This is a genomic window from Bacillus sp. JKS001846, from assembly GCF_900176455.1.
In the GTDB taxonomy this organism is placed as follows: Bacteria; Bacillota; Bacilli; order Bacillales; family Bacillaceae_G; genus Bacillus_A; species Bacillus_A cereus.
Window position 1 is genome coordinate 2,640,823 of record NZ_FWYG01000001.1, and the last position, 18,925, is coordinate 2,659,747.

An 18,925-nucleotide genomic window follows, 5' to 3' on the forward strand; every position below is an offset into this window, starting at 1 on the left:
TTTTGTTTAAAATACTCAAAAACAAAAATCTTTTGGTAAAGTACCACTTTTTATTATTGTTCTTAACCCATGTTTTATAATCCAAGGTTTAATAGGATGCTGTTTATCACGTAATTGCTGTAACCACTGAAAAACGAGTTCTTTATCTTCTTTCGTAATATCGTTCATATGATTGGCTACAGATTTTTGAACATATTTAGAAGGGTCATTCATTAAAGGTTCAAGAAGCTGTAAATTGTTCTTAAAGTCACCTTTTAGAGCTCCAATTTTTTTAGCCCAAGGAAGCCTTGGTCTTGTACCTTCAGAAACTAATCTTCTAATGTGGCTGTTTTCGTCATGAATCCACTGTTGCAATATGTCTAGTGTGTCTTCATGGTATGTTTGAAGAAAAGGCCGAATGGCATATTCAGCAGTATTCCTTTTCGTTATTTCATACATGTAAATGTGCCTACTTCTGTTGTATTTTCTAGTCCTAATGTTTTCAGTAATATATGTATGGCTGCATTAAAATCTTTTTGTAAAGCATTGTGTAATTCATCTGCAATTACTTCAATACGATGCTTTAACTCTAAATTTTCAACTTTACATGTTACGGAAGATACAAAGTTTCTTTTAGAGAAAGTAGGATCGTGTTTACAAATAGAATCAGCCATTTTTTCTGCTAATTCTTCGTTAAATAAAAATTTTAACGGAACATATTTACCCATTTTTTCACCTCAGTGGTCAAATGAAAACAATTTTTATTTTTTAAGCGACAATCCATAAACTAAAGTCTCACTCGGAGTCGTAATACTAAAACCTGTCGTCTTATAATCAAGTTTCACCGTATCACCAGTGTAGTCTTTCGTGAATGAATCCATTTGTACGATAAGATCTGCATCTTCATATACAACATCATCTGCGTTATATGTATCCCAAATTAAATCGACATCAACGAAAATACTACAAGAGTTTGTCATTGTCCCTCTAATGCGAATGATCTTTTTGTCTTTACGTTCTAATCTATGTATAGCTGCTTTTGCTTCATCAGTAATGCGAATGTTCATTGTATCCCAACCTTTAATTATATTTCTTCTATTATGGCAAAAACAGGAGTAATAGGGAAGCAAAGAGGTTTGCAATAAAAAACGAGCAAACAAATTTGTTTGCTCGTTTCACTTTATTTTAGTTCACATTTATCAAGTGGAATCACTTTTGTTTTTTTCGTAAATTTATATCCTAACCATAGTACTAAGAAGAGTGGTAAACCGATGTAAGAAACGAGTACGCCGTTCCAATCGATTGATTCACCCATAAATGCGCCGTAGTTTTGTCCTAAAATTACGATGATACAAAGTGTAAATGCGAAGATTGGACCGAATGGGAACCATTTTGCTCTATATGGTAAGTCTTTTAAATCTTTGCCTTGTACGGTATATGCTTTACGGAAACGGTAATGACTAATTGCTATTCCAACCCATGCGATAAAGCCAGACATTCCAGATGCGTTTAATAACCAAATGTATACAACACCGTCACCGAATAAAGAAGCAATGAAAGCGATACTACCGACAATTGACGTTACGATTAATGCGTTTACAGGTACACCGCGGCTATCTAATTTGCCTAAGAATTTTGGTGCTTTTCCTTGGCGAGCTAAATCCCAAAGCATACGAGTTGATGCGTACATACCAGAGTTACCAGCAGATAGTACTGCCGTTAAAATAACAGCGTTCATAACAGAGGCAGCAAAGGCAACGCCCGCTTTTTCAAAAATAAGTGTAAATGGACTTACTGTTACATCACTTGCAGCAAGACTTTCAGTTGTATAAGGAATTAATAAACCGATAACGAGAATCGCAAGGATATAGAATAAAAGAATACGCCAAAAGATTGAACGAATTGCTTTTGGGATATTACGTTCTGGATCAGATGTTTCACCAGCAGCTACTCCTAATAATTCAGTTCCTTGGAAGGAGAAACCAGCTGCCATAAATACACCGATAATTGCCATGATACCGCCGTTAAATGGTGCATCTGCAACAGTGAAGTTTTTGAATCCAACAGTTTCGCCCCCCATAATTCCGAAAATCATCATAAAGCCGACAATTAAAAAGATAATAATTGTAACTACTTTAATAAGTGCGAACCAATATTCAGATTCACCAAACCCTTTAACAGATAAATAGTTTAAAAGGAAAATAATAGCTAAACATAATCCGCTCCAAATAAGAGAAGGGGTATCTGGGAACCAAAATTTCATAATTAATGTTACGGCTGCAAGTTCAGCAGCGATCGTAATCGCCCAGTTATACCAATAGTTCCATCCAAGTGCAAAGCCAAGTGATGGATCAACAAATTTTGTTGCATACGTACTAAAAGATCCAGTAACAGGCATGTAAGCTGCGAGTTCAGCTAAGCTTGTCATTAAGAAGTAAACCATAATTCCAATTGCGGCGTATGCAATTAATGCGCCGCCAGGACCAGCTGAATGGATGACACCACCGCTGGCAAGAAATAGTCCGGTACCAATTGTACCGCCGAGAGAAATCATCGTAAGGTGACGCGATTTTAATCCGCGTTTTAATTCACCTTGTCCTTGTGTAGTTTGCGTTTTAGAGGTAGATTGATTTGTTGCGCTATTCATGTTCAACACTCCTTTTCTTGTAGGTTAGGAAGGAGCGGGGGAGAAAAATACAAAAAACCGCCAAAGGAATTTGGCGGAACGTTTCACAAATAACCACCCCATCATACCCTTCCGTTAAGATAGCACCCCACGTTTACACGGTAATTTTGTAAACGTGACAGTTCTGTTCCTTTCGGAGACAGCCCCAGCTCATATTTCCAGAGAAGAAATATAAACTTCGGCAACTTTTCCTTTCAAACGGAGTCGGTGACATTCTCTGTGTCTCGTCCGTTTTACTATTAAAAGTCGCAACCTCTACCTCATCGGATTGATGAGGATTTATATATTGCTAAGATTTTTAATATATGGCAATTGTAATGACTTTCTGAATATATTGCAAGATATTTTGTTAGGAAAAGTCAAAAAATATCGGTTATTGTATAGGAAACGCTTGCAAAACTCCACCCGAACCTACTATTATGTAGCAATAAGCAAAGAAAAAATTGTTATACAAATGTTTCGCAAAAAATATTGAAAAACCCTCTAAATAAAAAGAAAATTCAGAAAAATATAATTCGACATTCATGATAAAGTCATATTATTTGTTATAATTAGAGTAACGTTTAAGCAAAAAGGGGAAATCAAAATGAAATTAGAAACAGAAAGGCTCTATATAGTGCCGTGTACAGAAGAGAGTATTCAAGTCGCTAACGAGCAAGGATATAATAGCGGTCCGCATATTGTAGGGCATGTAGAGAATGTAAAACAAGATGCGGCTTTATTACCATGGGGGGCGTGGTATGTTCTTCGGAAAGAAGATGATAGCGTTTTAGGTGATATTGGGTTTAAAGGGAAACCAAACGAGAATCAAACAGTAGAAATAGGCTATGGATTTATTGAGAAATATTGGAATCAGGGCTATGCAACAGAAGCTGTAAGAGAACTAATCGATTGGGCTTTCAAAACAGGAGAGGTAGAAACAATAATTGCGGAGACACTCCTAGATAACTATAGTTCGATGCGTGTTTTAGAAAAGTTACATATGAAGAGAGTAAATGCTACAGAAACGATGATTAATTGGAAAATAGAAAAATAAAAAATACCGCTCTAAATTGAGCGGTATTTTTTATAGTTATGGTAGCATTTGCTTCTGATCATTCGGATACTCAGCCGTTGATGCGTGAGGGCGATTGGAATGATTTCGAACAGCAATGAAAATAGAAATAATAACGACAAGACCAACTGCAACGTAAGAAAGTGAAATAACAGTTGGATCCACTTTAAATGTAGTAAGCAGTGTACGTATATTTGTAAATATAATAAGACCACCAACTAATACGCCAAGTAAATGGGGTGGAACGATGCGGACTAACCATGCAGCAATTGGAGCTGCGACAATACCGCCGAGCATTAAGGCAAATACCCAAACCCAGCTTACTTGTTCCCAGCCAAGTGAGATGAAGAAGCCGATTGTTGCAGCGAGTGAAACAGGAAATTCACTCGTATCTACAGATCCAATAACTTTTCTAGCTTCATTTCCTCTTGCTAGAAGAACGGGTGTCGTAATCGGCCCCCAACCACCGCCACCAGTTGAATCAACGAATCCAGCGAATAAACCAAGCGGCACAAGTTGTTTGGCAGACATACGCTTATTTGAAGTGACAATTTGTTTTTGAATGATGAATCGTAATAAAATATAAACCCCTAAAGTAAATAAAAATACGGAAATGTACGGTTTGATTACATCTCCAGGCAAATTACTTAAAAAACATGCCCCAATAAATGCGCCGATTGCCCCAGGTAATGTAAGCCTGGAAACTGTATATTTATCAACGTTTCCAAATTTGATATGAGATGCGCCAGAAGCTGCAGTTGTAACGACTTCAGCTAAATGAACTGATGCGGAAGCTACAGCCGGTGCAATACCAAACATTAATAATAGTGAAGTAGACGTTACCCCATACGCCATTCCGAGTGCTCCATCGATCAATTGAGCGAAAAATCCAATAATAGCAAAGACAATTAATTTCTGCATAAATAATCCCCCTGTAATAATAAATGAAAAAGACACTTTTCCCGTATGAGAAAAGTGCCTTTGGTTTTTCCAATCAGCAATAATTAAATTTGTTTCATTATAATACATATTAATCGTATAAATCAACTGGGTTTTAAAGTTTTTGAATTGAATGAAAGAAAAATAAAATATACAATAAAAGGATGGAGAGAAAGGGGAGAAAGACATGTTACGATTTGATCATCTCGTTCACACAGTTCATGGTACACCGGAGGAAGCGGCAAAACAAATGCAGGAACTGGGATTTCATACTGTATTAGGCGGAGAGCATACGAATTGGGGTACTTGGAATAGTTTAAGTTATTTTGACTTATCATACATAGAATTTTTAGCAGTTCAACATGAAGAAAAAGCGAAAGAAGCAGAAAATCCATTAGTACAAGAAACAGTGGTGAAACTACAAAATGGAGAAGGAATGCTACAAATCGCGATCCGAACAGATGCAATTGAGGAGCTAGCAGTTAACTTTAATAAGTACGGCTTACATACGATAGGGCCATTTGAAGGGAAACGTATGAGAAAAGATGGCCGACTTTTAGAATGGAAAATGTTATTCGTTAAGCAAGAAGAGAACGGACCGAAATTACCTTTCTTTATACAGTGGAATGAAACGGACGAAGAAAGAAGAAATGATTTACGTAACAGTGGGACGATTACTGAACATAAAAACAAAGTGCAACAAATTGAAACGATTCATTACGCAGTAAAAAATGTTCGAGAAACAGTACGGAAATGGAAAGAAGTAATGGGACTATCTACAAGCTCAGTTGTGAAAAATGAAAAATGGAATGCTGAGTGTCAAAGTGTATCGTTTGGTGACATTCAAGTACAGTTTTGTGAACCGGTTGGAGAAGGTCTAGTGCAAGAATACATAAAGAATCATGGCGAATATCCATTTGCAGTAGAGTTTAAAGGGGGAAATAAACGAGAGCATGAAGTGTTAGGGAGTTTGTACATATATTGATAGAGGTGAACGTTGTGGAAGAAATGCTTAGAGAGATAGAGAGAATACTAGAATGGCCTCGCATGTTAAAAGCGACTGTTATTTCAAAAGGCTTTTCATTCGATGAGAAATATAAAATTGAATTAGAGAGTGGGGCCTCGTATTTTATTAAAGTATGCGATTCATCATATTTTGAACGGAAGCAGGAAGAATATGAATATATGCAGCAGCTAGATTCTTTACATATTCCTATGCCAAAATTAATTCATTTTATTAGTCTTACTAAATTCAATAAATGTGTACAAGTTTTTGAATGGATTGATGGATTAGATGGTGAAGATATATTAAGAACGTTGTCTACAGAAGAGCAGTATAGGGCTGGAAAAAAGGCTGGAGAAGTACTAAAAAAGATTCATTTAGTTGAAAAAGAAGATAAAAGTAATTCATGGGAAATGTCTATATGGAGTAAATATGAGAGATACTTAGAAGCGTTGAAAGAATATGAAGTAGACTTTTTTCATTTAAATACAGTGATAGATTTTGTAGGAAATCATAAAGATTTATTAAAAAATCGTCCCATCGTATTTTTACATGACGATTTTCATCCGGCTAATATAATGATTGACCAAAATGAGTTTAGGGCTGTCATTGATTTTGCTAGATTCGATATTGGTGATCCTATTCATGATTTTCATAAAGTAGCACTATTTACAACGAATATAAGCAAACCATTCGCGATTGGACAAGTTCACGGTTATTGCGGAGGAGAACCTGATCTACATTTTTGGAAACTGTACTCATTATATGCAGCAATGATATTCCCGGCTGATATCGTATGGACAAACCGAAGCACACCATATTTATTAGATGATATGAAGGAAAGATTAAATGGAATTTTAGAAGATCATAATCATTTTTCATCTTATATTCCAAAATGGTATCAATCAAGCGAATTTAATAAATAAAGGAGTAATTTATATGGATAAAATAGCAGTAATTTCAGATATTCACGGTAATATTCAAGCATTAGAATCCGTGTTGAATGATATTAAATTAAGAGGAATCGAGCGCATTATTTGCCTTGGAGATTTAGTAGGAAAAGGACCTCATTCCAGTGAAGCAATTGAAATCATTCGTAAAGAATGTGAAGTAGTCGTAATGGGAAACTGGGATGATTTTATTACAAAGCCGACTGAATTTGAAGCATTGAAATGGCATCAAAAACAATTATCGGAAGAACAAAATGACTATTTAAGAAACTTACCATTTTCAATCGAGTTTTATATGAGTGGGAAATTCATTCGTATGTTTCACGCTTCACCGAGAAGTTTATATGAAAGAATTCAACCACACGCTTCAAGAGAAGAACGTATTAGTATGTTCGAAAATAGTGATCTGACGGAAAATATAGAAGGGGAAAGAAAACCAGATGTCGTTTGTTACGGTGACGTTCACCAAGCATTCGTTCAAAATTTCAGAGGGAAAACGTTATGTAATGCCGGTAGCGTAGGAAACCCACTTGAAATAACACAAGCTTCCTATTTAATATTTGAAGGAACTTACAATGAAAAAGAAGCAGCGAGCTTTTCTATTCAACTTGTACGAGTACCGTATGATATTGAATTAGCTATCAGACTAGCAGAAGAACTCGAAATGCCAGAAATTGAAGAATACAAACAAGAATTACGGACTGCTTTATATCGAGGATTTAAGGGGAAGTAAGCTAATAATATATCAACGATTTTTCAAATATATCTATCATAACTTAAAATATATCAACGATTTTTTCGAGATATCAGCGATTCGAGAAAGGATATCGATTTACCGACAAATAGTGACATGAATTATTACCTATAATTATATTATGTAAACTAATTATAAAGGGAGATATCATGAACCGAAAACAACGAATCAAAGAAATTGCAGATCATATTGTAAAGCTAAACTTAACCCATCCAATAAGAGTTGGAGTAAGCGGTATTACAGCCTCAGGAAAAACAACATTTGCAAGCGAACTAGCGGAAGAAATAAAAAAACGAGGATTACCAGTAACACGCGCCAGCATTGATGATTTTCATAATCCAAGAGTGATTCGCTATGCAAAAGGAAAAGAATCTGCAAGAGGGTATTATGAAGATGCACACGATTATACAGCTTTCAAAGAAAGATTATTAATGCCTTTAGGACCTAACGGAAATTTACAGTATGAAACGATTTCTCATAACTTAATAACGGATATGCCTGTACATAATGAGCCGCTATTGGCCACGCAAAATATGATATTAATAGTAGATGGAACGTTTCTATTGAAAAAAGACGTTGCGCATTTATTTGATTACAAAATCTTTGTAGATACAAATTTTGAGATTGCGAGAAAACGTGGTGCTAAGCGGGAAACTGAAGCTTTTGGAAGTTATGAAGAAGCAGAGAAGATGTTTTTAAACAGGTATCACGCGACTTGTAAAATGTATATAGATGAGCATAATCCGAAAGAGTGTGCGAATGTTATATTTAAGAATAGTGATTTAGGAAATCCAGAAGTTATATTTCATGAAAGAGCGTAATACATAATCAGAAATATATGTATAGCCTTTTGTTTATTGTTATAATTAAATTAATTTTATGAAGCAAATAAAAGGGGATAAGACAATAAAAAACGCAAAAAGGGGACAAGAAATATAATGAATGAAGTACTAGAACTAAAAGAAGAACTACTACAAATTAAAAATAATAATTATGCTGTACCAGAAGACGTAGATGCATATCCATATGCGCAGTGGATGCTAGATTATATCGGATCACCTGATGCTGAATTACGTGATGATTTAATTTATAGTACGCTTCACACATGGATTACAAATGATGTATTTAGACAAAAAGAGTTAAGAGGATTAATGTTACAAGCAATTAGTCCTGATTATTTATTTTATAAAATTGGTGAAAAGGGAACAGACTCTGTATTTAAACGTGCATTCTCCGTATTAATTCCACCACTTATTTTATCTGTTCATGAAAGAGAACCGTTGTTATCCGAAGAACAACTGTACAGTGTAGCAGAACAAGTGCTGGAATATGTATATTTAGAAGAAGATGTAAGAGGTTACGTAGAAGGAAAAGGCTGGGCACACTCTACTGCACACGCTGCTGATGCACTAGATGCTTTAGTGCGTACTATACAAAATCGTGAGTTTTCATATGCAATTCTTGCAGCTGTTCGTCAAAAGGTTCGATTAAGTGATTACGTATATGTACACTTTGAAGATGAGAGATTAGTAAAGCCAATTATGTCTTTACGTAACCAAAATCTTTTAACTGAAGAAGAGTGGAGCAACTGGTTACATAGTATAGCAACTGTTGAAGACATCCGACATCCGCAGCATGCTATTTTAGTACAAAATATTAGAACTTTCCTAAGAAGTTTTTATTTCAGAGCTTTAGAGACAGAAGGTAGTACAGCCTTTACAGATGATATATTGGAGACTTTGAAGGGGTTGCGTAGGTATTAAAAATTCGTTTTTCTAACAGAAAATTACATAAAACCAACACCTCCCAACCATACTAATAAAATGTTTTGGAGGTGAGTTTAATGGACAAAAAAGACTTTGAAAAAGTATATAATGATTATTTACATCAAGGGGAAGAGCAAGCTCAATTTGAAATAGCTCAGGAAGTTACTTCAGGAGCAGAACAAATTGTTGCTGTTCGTAAAAATGATGAAGGTGATTTGATTGCTTTTAAAACAAGTAGCGGGAGAGAGTTAGATTATATGACTGCTCTTAGTGAAGCAAAATCAGGGAAGTTAGCTCATGTGGACGTATTTCATAAGTATGGTAGAGATATTATACGTAGTGAACCTGATGGAATAAAAGAAAATAACTTAGATAATTTACCTTCATTTTAAAGGGTAAACCTCAAGAAGAGAATGTTCATTACGATATTCTCTTCTTTGTTTTGCGAAGTTTTCCTTGCAAATAGACGATTCATTTTTAAAGTGCGATCATACTTTTAAAGAGCTCTCTAAATTTCTCTTTATCTTCTGCTGTAAATGGTTTCGGTCCCTTTGTACGTTTACCACTTTTTCGAACCATTGCACTTAAATATCGTGTTTGTAACAATTGTTCGATGTTATCATTCGTATACTTATAGCCTTTATGGTGTAGAACGATACAGCCTTTTGCTAAAGCGAGCGAAGCAAGACCGTAATCTTGTGTTACGATTAAATCTTCTTTTTTTGCTAACTGCATAATTCGGTAATCTGCAGCATCTGCTCCGGAATCAACATAAATTGTTTCTACACCTTTAGGCTGCTGAGCATTAGAATAATGAGAAAAGCTAGTAACTAGAGTTACAGGAATTTCTGCACTCGTAGCTTCAAAAATAATTACATCTTTTACAGGACAAGCATCTGCATCAACGTAAATTTTCATTTTTACCACTCCTATAAAGTGAAACTTTAATCAGTGGGGGGATTCACCCTCCACTGATTATTAGTTGAACCAATCGGGCATTTACGGGCAGTTAATCTCCCACCTAACTTCTTTGTTACAGCTGAATTTTGAGCTGGGAGTTTTATTGCCCGTTAATGCGGGGTAACTAGGTTCGTGTTGATAATAATGGTAGATTTTTCTTTTGTCAAACGATAGAGCTTTATGTAAAGTTATTTTTCACAAACTAAAATAGCCTCACGCAAACGAGAAATACCTTCCTCAATTTGATCAATATTCACTTTTCCATAAGATAAACGAATATAACCATCTTTCGCACCGAAAATACTACCCGGCATAAACGCGATTTCTTGTTTTAAACTTTGCATAATAAGTTGTTTTTCGTTTATCGGTTCTTTTAGTTTCCCCCATATGTATATACCGCCGGTTGGGTTTGAAAAAGAGATTTTATCGTGAAGTTGCTCGTTTAGGGCGCGAACGATAACGTCTCTTTTTTCTGCTAGTTGTTTTCGTAACGGTACGATATGCGACTGAAATGGTACAGTTTCGAAAAACTGCTGCATAAGCCACTGCGGGAATATGCTCATACCTAATTCCATTTGGTGCCTTGCGTCGGATAACCTTTCTACTACGGATTGCGGAGCGACGAGCCAGCCGACTCGTAATCCTGGCGCAATCATTTTTGATAAAGAATGTACATAAATGACTGTTCCATTTTCATCAATCGATTTTAAAGTAGGGCAAGGTTGTTTCTTTTCTAGCGTAAGTAAACTGGACGGATCATCTTCAACGATTGCAATTCGTAAATCTGCGCAAAGTGATAATAGTTTTTTTCTACGGTTTGGATGAAGCATCGTTCCCGTAGGGTTTTGGAAATTTGGATTTAAAAAGATCATTTTAATACGGTGTTTTCTATATAACTCCTGTACATCATCTGGGTTAATTCCATGTTCATCGACAGGTAATGGGAAAATACGAATACCTGCTGATTGGAATAGAGGCAGGGAATAACAGTGTGAAGGACTTTCGAAAGCAACAGCATCACCTGGATTTAATAAACATTGTACGATCAGGTGAAGTGCTTGCTGTGCGCCAGATGTAATCATAATGGATTGCTCAGTTGCTTCAACTTTTAAATATTCCCTCATATATTTTACAACCGCTTGTCTCAGCGGAAGATAGCCTTGTGGATGATCATAACTTAATGAATGTGTTAACGGTTGTTCTCGTAAAATTGTTTGTAGTTGATCGTGTGGGTAGAGATTACAACCGAGTTCTCCGTTTGCGAAATCAATAATATTTTCATTTTGTTGTACTTCTGCCCGAATATGGCGAAGTAACGGTAAGTTTGGTAAGAACGTACCGCCTTCTACGAAATTTCTCCAGTTCGGCGTTAATGTTGGAGAAACGCCCCACATATGTGTACTTACACGTGTACCTTTACCAGTCGTACTTTCTACAATTCCCATAGCACGTAGTTCGTTATAAGCAGTCGTTACTGTACTTCGGTTTACATTTAACTGTGTAGCTAATTTTCGTTCGGAAGGTAGGAAGCTTCCTGGAGGAAGTTCTCCGTATGTAATACGTTTTTCAATAAAGTCAACAACTTGCTGATAAATAGGGATTTTACTGTCACTATCTAGCTTCCATTCCATACAAACGCCTCCGCATCTCTTATATACATTCAGTATAACAAATTGGCTGGGTAAAAAAACAGCCAATTGGACGGTGTTATATCCAGCCAATTTTACTATGCTAAATATGGAAGGGGAGATTCGGATGAAACGATGGCAAATGGAATGGCTCCTAGTATCTGTTGCATTAGTATGGGGAGCAAATTATACAATAGGAAAGTATGGCGTGGCATATATGTCATCCATTCAATTTAATAGTTTACGATTTTTAGTAGCATCACCGGTATTATTACTTATTACTTTTATGATGGAACGCTCATTACGTATTGAAAGAAAAGATTGGTTACGATTAGTAGCAGTCGGCATCGTTGGAACGACAATGTATCAAACGATGTTTATGCTATCTGTGAAATATACTTCAGCAACGAACGCTTCATTATTAATTGCAATGTCACCTATTTTTACAGGGATATTAGCAGTATTGCACAAACAAGAACGTTTTTCGATGAAAGTACAAATTGGTTCAATCGTAGCCTTTATTGGTGCAGCATTCGTTTTATTAACAGGACATACAGGAGGAGCTACTTACGAGTATGCGTGGCTCGGAAATATAATTGGATTAGTCGCAGCAATTGCGTGGGGATGGTATCCAATTTTAGCGCAACCACTCATTACAAAATACTCCGCAATGAGAGTTACATCATGGTCTACTTTAATTGGAATTGTACCGCTAGTTATATACTGTTTATTCAACGTAAATTCTTTAACGTGGCCAGTAGATACGCCAAGCTGGGGATCGCTTGCATATTCAATCGTCTTTGCGACCATCTTCGGACTAGCAATGTGGTATGTCGGTATTAGTCAAATAGGCTCAACAAAAGTAATGGTTTATATGTATCTCGTACCATTATTTGCAGTTATCTTTGCGGCTGTAACAATAGGGGAGCAAATTAATTTGATGCAACTAGTTGGCGGGCTTATTATCTTCATCGGTTTATATGTTGTAAAAAAAGGTGGAATGAAAAAGCCTGCTCTCAATTTGAAAAAAGTAAGTTAACAGTAAAAAGGATCTCTTTCATATAGAAGGAGATCCTTTTTGTTTTTGTAATAAAAGCGCTTGTTCAACGGCCCATTTTTGATGATCGTGCATGAGAAGCTCTATAGCATGCAATGGAGACATCCACCTTAGAACATGATCCTCCTCACAGTTTTCAGTTTGTTTCTGCACCATATTCGCAATATAAAAAAATCCATCGTTTAAATAATATATATCTTCCTTTTCTGCATAAAAATATCGAGCCGCATTACCGATATACTGATCAATTTTAATTGCCCATCCTAATTCCTCTAGTAGTTCACGGTGCAAACATTCTTCTTTTGTTTCATTACCTTCCATACCGCCACCAGGTAAAAAGTAACGGTCTCCTTTTTGGATAACAGCAATCTTTGAAGAAGATGATTGAAAAATAATCGCATAACAACTAGGCCTTAATGTATAATGAACGTTAATTTTTTTAGAGCCAAATGTGAGTTTTGAAATCATAAAACACGACCTTTCTCTATAAAATACATAAAAGGAATATTAAGGTAAACGTAGAATTGTATAAGTATAATCTTAACAGATTGGAGTGATAACAACATGATAAATCGAAAATGTTCAAGATGTAAAGAAATAACAGGTACGATGCACGGTGGTAAAAAAATTAAGGAAGAATTTCTATGTGAAGACTGTTTGCAAAAAGGAATTGAGAGCGGGGAAATCGAATTATCACAAGTGGAACAAGAAAAAAACTCGTATCTTTCTATAAAGATATTAAAAATAACGAGTGTTATTTATTTAATAGTATCAATTATAACTGCTTTTTCTGCTGGAGCATTTATACAAGATCCAGGGCTTGGTGGAATATCTTTTTCAATAACAGGTACAGTTGGTGTTATGATAATTGGATCCATATTCCAGTCTGTTCTTGTATTTTGCGGGATATGGGTATTCATCCTATTAGTAGAAACAGTCATTAAAATTTATGAAAAAATGAAGTGAGTGAGAGGGAGAAACATATGCGAGTAAGAAATATCCAAGGGGAAGATTATGTAAAGATTCATTCAGTTTTAAATGAATGGTGGGGCGGGAGAGACATGGTTGCCATGTTGCCAAAACTGTTTTTTGTTCACTTTCAAGAAACGAGTTTTATCATTGAAGAAGAGGGCGAAACGTTAGGTTTCTTATGCGGATTTTTTTCACAAACATATAAAGATGAAGCATACGTTCATTTTATCGGTGTAAATCCGAAGTATAGAAGAAGAGGAATCGCATCGACATTGTATTCTTATTTCTTTGATGTCGCTCGTGCAAATAATCGTAAAGTTGTAAAAGCAATTACGTCACCAACTAATAAAAAGTCGATACAGTTTCATCAAGAAATCGGTTTTCGAATTGAGGCTGGGGATGATGAGGTAGAGGGTGTATCGGTACATACAAATTATGATGGGAATGGTGGTAGTAGAGTTTTATTTTTGAAAAATGTATAAAAGTAGGCTAGCTTAACGTTAGCCTTTTTGTTTTGAGGAGATAAAAATATGGAGAGTAAACAAAGTAGAAATGAGTACTTACGACGCATTCATAAAGTACAAGATTATATCGAATCACACATAGATGATTCACTTTCAATTGAAAAGCTAGCGGATGTAGCAGGATTTTCAAAGTTTCATTTTCATCGGATTTTTAAGGGGATAGTAGACGAGCCATTATCACGGTATGTAAACCGATTGAAGTTAGAAAGGGCAACAAATCTACTTACATATCGCACAGATATGACGATTACACATATTGCGTATCACTTCGGATTCACAGATTCAGCAGTTTTCTCCCGTACATTTAAAAATTATTACGGAGTAAGTCCGTCGCAATATCGAAACGACAATAGCAAGAATTGCAAAGACGTAAGCGGAACTTCTCAATACAATGAGTGTAAGAAGGTTCGAGGAAATGTTGAAATTGTATCAGCGGACGATATACACGTCGCATACATAAGGCATATCGGTACATATGAAGAGTTAATGATAGCTTTTCCAAAAATGATAGAGAAATTATTTCATTACGCAGCGGGGGAAAACTATTATGTATTTGAGGATATGAAAGTATTAACCATTTACCACGATCATCATGAATTTACTGAGGACAATCATTTAAGAACTAGTTTATGCATAACAATTCCGAATGAGTCCGCAGTAGAAACGAACGACATTGGAATAATGGTAATACCTTCTGGAAAGTATGCGGTAGGTCATTTTGAATTATTCCAAGATGAATATAAAGGAGCATGGGATTTCTTATACGGTGAATGGCTTCCAAATAGCGGATATAAGCCGAGAGATTCGTATCCTTTTGAAATGTATAAAAATGACCCAAGGCAGCACCCGGAAAATAAACATATAGTTGATATATATGTACCTATCGAACCTTTTTAATCATGGATTAAAGGGGAATGAATAATGAAAATCGCTGAAAAGTTAGATCAGATTATAAAAGAAGAATACAAAAATATTAATGGTATGTTAGTAGTGCAGAGAGGTAATGTTATTTTTGAAAAATATTATAACGGTCACGGTCCAGATGATGCATTTCATATAGCATCAGTCACAAAAACGATTATTTCTGCCTTAATTGGACTATGTGTAGATAAAGGGTATATAAAAAGTGTTGATCAAAAAGTAATAGAATTTTTCCCGGAATATAACGTTCATTCACCTGAAATAACAGTAGGGCATCTTCTTACGATGACAGCTCCACATCCTTTCGTAGACTGGCAGGAACCGTTAGAAGAATTATGTACGCAAGAGGATTGGGTACAGTATACACTTAATAGAATGGGGAATGGTGGAGAAATCGGATCTTTTAAATACTCATCTGCAGGAGCTCATTTACTATCAGCAATCATAACGAGCGCAACAGGAAAAAGCGTGCGTGAATTTGCGAATGAATACTTATTTCAGCCACTTAGCATGAGAGAAATTCCAAACTACAATATGAAAGCATTTGGATTTGCTGACTTATTTGGAAAAGATGTAAAGGGATGGGTTCATGATCCAAATGGTATTTCGACGGGCGGCTGGGGACTAACGTTAACAATTAAAGATATGGCTAAGTTTGGACAGCTGTATTTGAATAAAGGTATTTATAAGGGAAAACAAATATTAGCAAAATCATGGATAAAAGAATCGACAACAATGAACCAAAATCAATATGGTTACTTATGGTGGTTACGAGAAGAGGATGGAATCTTTTCATACTGTGCAATGGGCGATGGTGGGAATGTGATTTGCTGCATACCAGAGAAGGAACTGGTGGTGGCGATTGCTTCTGAAGTCATACCGAATGCAGGGGATAGATGGAAGTTAATTAAAGAATCCATATTTCCTTATTTAAACGATTAATATGGTTATTTTTATAAAAATAAGAATAAAAGGTTTAGTTAAACTTGTTTTATTCTCTATGATAGAAAAAAGTGTTGTATTAACCAAGTTGTGCAACTAAAATTATAAAACTTCAACCCCTATACGATTATTGAATAGGGGTTGAAGTACTTAATGAGCTAATTATTAAGATACATAAAAATGAAATGTTTTTTATTGTTAACTATTTTTTAACTTTTTTTTAACTTTTTGCTGTATAAGGTACATCATGCCAAACACAATTACCAGCAAGATAAATTTAATTAATTCCATTAGGCTAATATCCCATTTTGTTTCTACTCCATCTGTTAAATAAAATACATTAAACATACCATGTAAAATTGCGGGTGTTATCACAGAATGGCTATACTCTCTCGTATACGTCAAAATTATAGATAATATAAATAATAATGAGAGATAGCTTAATATTCCTACAAGCTGAAACTGATAATTTTTATAAAAGATTGATACTGGTAAATGCCATAAAGACCAAAGCAATGCAGTAATGATTGCTGTTTGTTTTAATGAATATTTTTTTCGTAAATGGTAATGAAAATTTCCCCGCCATATGATTTCTTCTAAAAATGCAGACAAAGCAGCAATTGTAAGACCAATGAGTAGGAGAAATCCTAATTCATTACAATGATGAAATAAGAATTTTATATTATAAATATAAAAATAGAAATAGAAATGCAGACATAGACCTAGAAGTATTGGGAATAAAATGGAGAAAATTAATGTTCTTATTTTTGGACGTGAAATTCCAAATGTATGAACTATTTTTTGTTTCTTATATAATTTCTGATATAAAATAGCAGCTAAAAGCGGAATAACCATCGTAAACCCTAAATAATTACGACCATTTTCTATGTTCAGTAAGATGATATATACAAGCGATGTGAGAAAATAAATACATAATGTTGAATGATAAACTATGTTTCTATTCATATTTTTCACCTACTTACATGTATAAGTGCTTAATCAAATATCCGATATTTTAATTATATATGAAATGGAAATTACATATGTTGAACTTGCAGAAAAAATCAGACCAACCCCGTAACTTTCCACAACAAAAAATCGTTTAACAAAAGAAACAATTTTCAATCACGAATGGGGGCGAAACATGAAAATTCTAATTCTAGGTGGTACACGATTTTTAGGAAAAGCTTTCGTAGAAGAGGCTTTGAACAGAGGGCATGAAGTTACATTATTTAACCGCGGAACAAACAAAGAAATCTTTCCTGAAGTAGAGCATCTTATCGGTGATAGAAATGGTGATGTTTCAAGTTTAGAAAATCGAAAATGGGATGTTGTCGTAGATACATGTGGGTTTTCTCCCCATCACATTAGAAATATTGGAGAAGTACTGAAAGATAATATTGAACACTATATATTCATCTCAAGCCTTTCCGTATATAAAGATTGGATTCCGCATGCCATAAAAGAAGATTATATATTACAGCCCGAACCAACGGATGATCAAATAAAGGCTGTAGAGAATGGTGAAGTTTCTCCTTATGAGTATTACGGTGCGTTGAAAGTATTATGTGAAAAAGAAGTAGAGAAGTATTGGTCGGGGCGTGCTCTACACGTAAGAGCAGGACTTCTTTCAGGTATGTATGATTATACAGACCGACTTCCATACTGGATTGGGCGTGTAGCAAAGGGAGGAGAAGTGTTAGTTCCAGGAAGAAATGACCGCCCAGTGCAGGTAGTGGATATAAAAGACGTCGCAAACTGGGGACTAAACATGGCAGAAAACAATAAAGCAGGTATATTCAATGTAACAGGTCCAAGTTATGAATTGACGATGGAAGAGCTATTAAATACGTGTAAAAAGGTTACAAATAGTGATGCTGCATTCGTTTGGGTAGATGAATCATTTATGAATGAACATAAAGTACAGCCTTGGACAGAGATGCCACTATGGCTTCCAGAAACTTTTTCATTAGAAGGTGAGACGAAGCCTTGGAAAGGTGGTTTTTCTATTAGTGTCGAGAATGCTGTTAAAGCGGGACTTACTTTTAGCAGATTAGAAGATACTGTGACGGATGTGTATGAGTGGATGAAGAGTATGGAGGAATGGGAATTAAAAGCAGGGATTTCAGGCGAAAGGGAGAAGGGATTGTTAGAAAAATGGTATCAATAAATTTAGAGGAGCTCTTTGAATATAGTTGATTGCACATAAGGAGGAGAAAAGGTTATGTGGAAAGAAACCATTCATAGTATTTCATCAAACTTAAGCTTAAAAAATCCCGCTATGAAGGAAGAGCTTATTGAAATACAAAAGTGTTTACTTGTGGAATTACCGAATGACTTATCACAGCTATTACAAGAAACAAACGGTATAGCAGGTGAATACGGGGACTTTATTTGGTCTGCCTCGAAAATAAAAAGAGAAAATATGAATATGAGATATATAGTTGATTTTAAAGATTTATATATGCCTTTTGACTGTTTATTGTTTTTCGCTGATGGTGGAAATGGTGATTTGTTTGGTTATTCCATTTTGAATGGGATAGTGCAAAGAGATGATATATATGTATGGAACCATGAAAATGATAGTAGAACGTGGGTTGCTCCTTCTTTAAAAACTTTTATGGAGTGGTGGGAAAGTGGGAAGATAACAATTTAAATATAGTATCAAGAAAAAACGCTTTGTTATTAAAGAAACAAGGCGTTTTTCGCGTGTACTGTCATTGTAATATATACATATGTATTGTTGATGATGGGAAGATTCGTAAAATTGAAAACCATTGAATAAACTAG

The 18,925-nt window shown here is 35.3% G+C and carries 21 protein-coding genes, 1 pseudogene and 1 riboswitch; of the genes and pseudogenes, 14 read left to right on the top strand and 8 right to left on the bottom strand.

All coding sequences use genetic code 11. From position 1 onward, the window contains the following. Window positions 1-15: 15 nt before the first annotated feature. The 3 genes and pseudogenes from B9A45_RS31645 to B9A45_RS14230 form a co-directional block, all read right to left on the bottom strand. Window positions 16-707, bottom strand: a pseudogene (locus B9A45_RS31645) (DNA alkylation repair protein). A 33-nt stretch (window positions 708-740) separates the two neighbouring features. Further along, a complete protein-coding gene (locus B9A45_RS14225; protein ID WP_142263060.1) occupies window positions 741-1,046 on the bottom strand; it encodes an iron-sulfur cluster biosynthesis family protein in 306 nt (101 codons plus the stop codon). 113 nt (window positions 1,047-1,159) lie between these two features. Then, window positions 1,160-2,626, bottom strand: coding sequence for an amino acid permease (locus B9A45_RS14230; RefSeq protein WP_001083389.1), 1,467 nt, complete (start codon window positions 2,624-2,626; stop codon window positions 1,160-1,162). Between the two features lie 112 nt (window positions 2,627-2,738). After that, a riboswitch (Lysine riboswitch) is annotated at window positions 2,739-2,931 on the bottom strand. Between the two features lie 320 nt (window positions 2,932-3,251). Here B9A45_RS14230 and B9A45_RS14235 point away from each other — a divergent pair. After that, window positions 3,252-3,701 carry a GNAT family N-acetyltransferase gene (locus tag B9A45_RS14235; RefSeq protein WP_000764631.1) on the top strand — a complete coding sequence of 150 codons (450 nt, stop codon included), beginning with the start codon at window positions 3,252-3,254 and terminating at the stop codon, window positions 3,699-3,701. Between the two features lie 36 nt (window positions 3,702-3,737). Here the strand turns inward: B9A45_RS14235 and B9A45_RS14240 are convergent, their stop codons facing one another. Beyond that, window positions 3,738-4,640, bottom strand: coding sequence for a sulfite exporter TauE/SafE family protein (locus B9A45_RS14240; RefSeq protein WP_042890741.1), 903 nt, complete (start codon window positions 4,638-4,640; stop codon window positions 3,738-3,740). 205 nt (window positions 4,641-4,845) lie between these two features. On the opposite strand from B9A45_RS14240, the gene B9A45_RS14245 reads away from it, so the two are divergent. The 6 genes from B9A45_RS14245 to B9A45_RS14270 all read left to right on the top strand — a co-directional run bounded on the left by B9A45_RS14245 (window position 4,846) and on the right by B9A45_RS14270 (window position 9,523). Beyond that, on the top strand, window positions 4,846-5,643 hold the full coding sequence (locus B9A45_RS14245) for a VOC family protein (protein ID WP_000943371.1): 798 nt from the start codon (window positions 4,846-4,848) through the stop codon (window positions 5,641-5,643). 14 nt (window positions 5,644-5,657) lie between these two features. Then, the gene (locus B9A45_RS14250; protein WP_016110239.1) at window positions 5,658-6,587 is read left to right on the top strand and encodes an aminoglycoside phosphotransferase family protein; all 930 of its coding nucleotides are present in this window, start codon (window positions 5,658-5,660) and stop codon (window positions 6,585-6,587) included. Window positions 6,588-6,600: 13 nt separating this feature from the next. After that, window positions 6,601-7,344, top strand: a complete 744-nt coding sequence (locus tag B9A45_RS14255) for a metallophosphoesterase family protein (protein ID WP_000357653.1) — start codon at window positions 6,601-6,603, stop codon at window positions 7,342-7,344. 170 nt (window positions 7,345-7,514) lie between these two features. Continuing rightward, entirely contained in the window at window positions 7,515-8,186 is a 672-nt protein-coding gene (locus tag B9A45_RS14260; protein WP_084064167.1) for a nucleoside/nucleotide kinase family protein, read from the top strand. A gap of 117 nt (window positions 8,187-8,303) precedes the next feature. Continuing rightward, window positions 8,304-9,128: a DUF2785 domain-containing protein gene (locus tag B9A45_RS14265; RefSeq protein ID WP_084064168.1), complete on the top strand. Its 825-nt coding sequence runs from the start codon at window positions 8,304-8,306 to the stop codon at window positions 9,126-9,128. Window positions 9,129-9,208: 80 nt separating this feature from the next. Then, entirely contained in the window at window positions 9,209-9,523 is a 315-nt protein-coding gene (locus B9A45_RS14270) for a DUF3892 domain-containing protein (protein ID WP_000358163.1), read from the top strand. 85 nt (window positions 9,524-9,608) lie between these two features. Here B9A45_RS14270 and B9A45_RS14275 read toward each other — a convergent pair whose 3' ends face one another. Next, complete coding sequence (locus B9A45_RS14275; protein WP_000708774.1) at window positions 9,609-10,049, bottom strand: YaiI/YqxD family protein; 441 nt, start codon at window positions 10,047-10,049, stop codon at window positions 9,609-9,611. 230 nt (window positions 10,050-10,279) lie between these two features. Then, the gene (locus tag B9A45_RS14280; RefSeq protein WP_053512504.1) at window positions 10,280-11,722 is read right to left on the bottom strand and encodes a MocR-like pyridoxine biosynthesis transcription factor PdxR; all 1,443 of its coding nucleotides are present in this window, start codon (window positions 11,720-11,722) and stop codon (window positions 10,280-10,282) included. 124 nt (window positions 11,723-11,846) lie between these two features. Between B9A45_RS14280 and B9A45_RS14285 the strand changes: the two genes are divergently transcribed. Beyond that, window positions 11,847-12,758 (top strand): DMT family transporter, encoded by a 912-nt coding sequence (locus B9A45_RS14285; RefSeq protein WP_084064169.1) that lies wholly within the window; start codon window positions 11,847-11,849, stop codon window positions 12,756-12,758. 18 nt (window positions 12,759-12,776) lie between these two features. Here the strand turns inward: B9A45_RS14285 and B9A45_RS14290 are convergent, their stop codons facing one another. Then, window positions 12,777-13,244, bottom strand: coding sequence for an NUDIX hydrolase (locus tag B9A45_RS14290; RefSeq protein ID WP_000624000.1), 468 nt, complete (start codon window positions 13,242-13,244; stop codon window positions 12,777-12,779). 96 nt (window positions 13,245-13,340) lie between these two features. Here B9A45_RS14290 and B9A45_RS14295 point away from each other — a divergent pair, with 96 nt between their 5' ends. From B9A45_RS14295 to B9A45_RS14310, 4 genes are read left to right on the top strand one after another with little or no spacing between them, the layout of a single operon-like run. Continuing rightward, entirely contained in the window at window positions 13,341-13,742 is a 402-nt protein-coding gene (locus B9A45_RS14295; protein WP_084064170.1) for a DUF3980 domain-containing protein, read from the top strand. Between the two features lie 17 nt (window positions 13,743-13,759). Beyond that, a complete protein-coding gene (locus B9A45_RS14300; RefSeq protein WP_001266069.1) occupies window positions 13,760-14,230 on the top strand; it encodes a GNAT family N-acetyltransferase in 471 nt (156 codons plus the stop codon). 48 nt (window positions 14,231-14,278) lie between these two features. Beyond that, on the top strand, window positions 14,279-15,169 hold the full coding sequence (locus B9A45_RS14305; protein WP_084064171.1) for an AraC family transcriptional regulator: 891 nt from the start codon (window positions 14,279-14,281) through the stop codon (window positions 15,167-15,169). Window positions 15,170-15,193: 24 nt separating this feature from the next. Further along, on the top strand, window positions 15,194-16,135 hold the full coding sequence (locus B9A45_RS14310) for a serine hydrolase domain-containing protein (protein ID WP_084064172.1): 942 nt from the start codon (window positions 15,194-15,196) through the stop codon (window positions 16,133-16,135). Between the two features lie 198 nt (window positions 16,136-16,333). Here the strand turns inward: B9A45_RS14310 and B9A45_RS14315 are convergent, their stop codons facing one another. Beyond that, entirely contained in the window at window positions 16,334-17,110 is a 777-nt protein-coding gene (locus tag B9A45_RS14315) for a CPBP family intramembrane glutamic endopeptidase (RefSeq protein WP_084064173.1), read from the bottom strand. A 169-nt stretch (window positions 17,111-17,279) separates the two neighbouring features. Between B9A45_RS14315 and B9A45_RS14320 the strand changes: the two genes are divergently transcribed. Next, a complete protein-coding gene (locus tag B9A45_RS14320) occupies window positions 17,280-18,305 on the top strand; it encodes an SDR family oxidoreductase (RefSeq protein ID WP_084064174.1) in 1,026 nt (341 codons plus the stop codon). A gap of 54 nt (window positions 18,306-18,359) precedes the next feature. Beyond that, window positions 18,360-18,791, top strand: a complete 432-nt coding sequence (locus tag B9A45_RS14325; protein WP_084064175.1) for an SMI1/KNR4 family protein — start codon at window positions 18,360-18,362, stop codon at window positions 18,789-18,791. Window positions 18,792-18,925 lie beyond the last annotated feature (134 nt).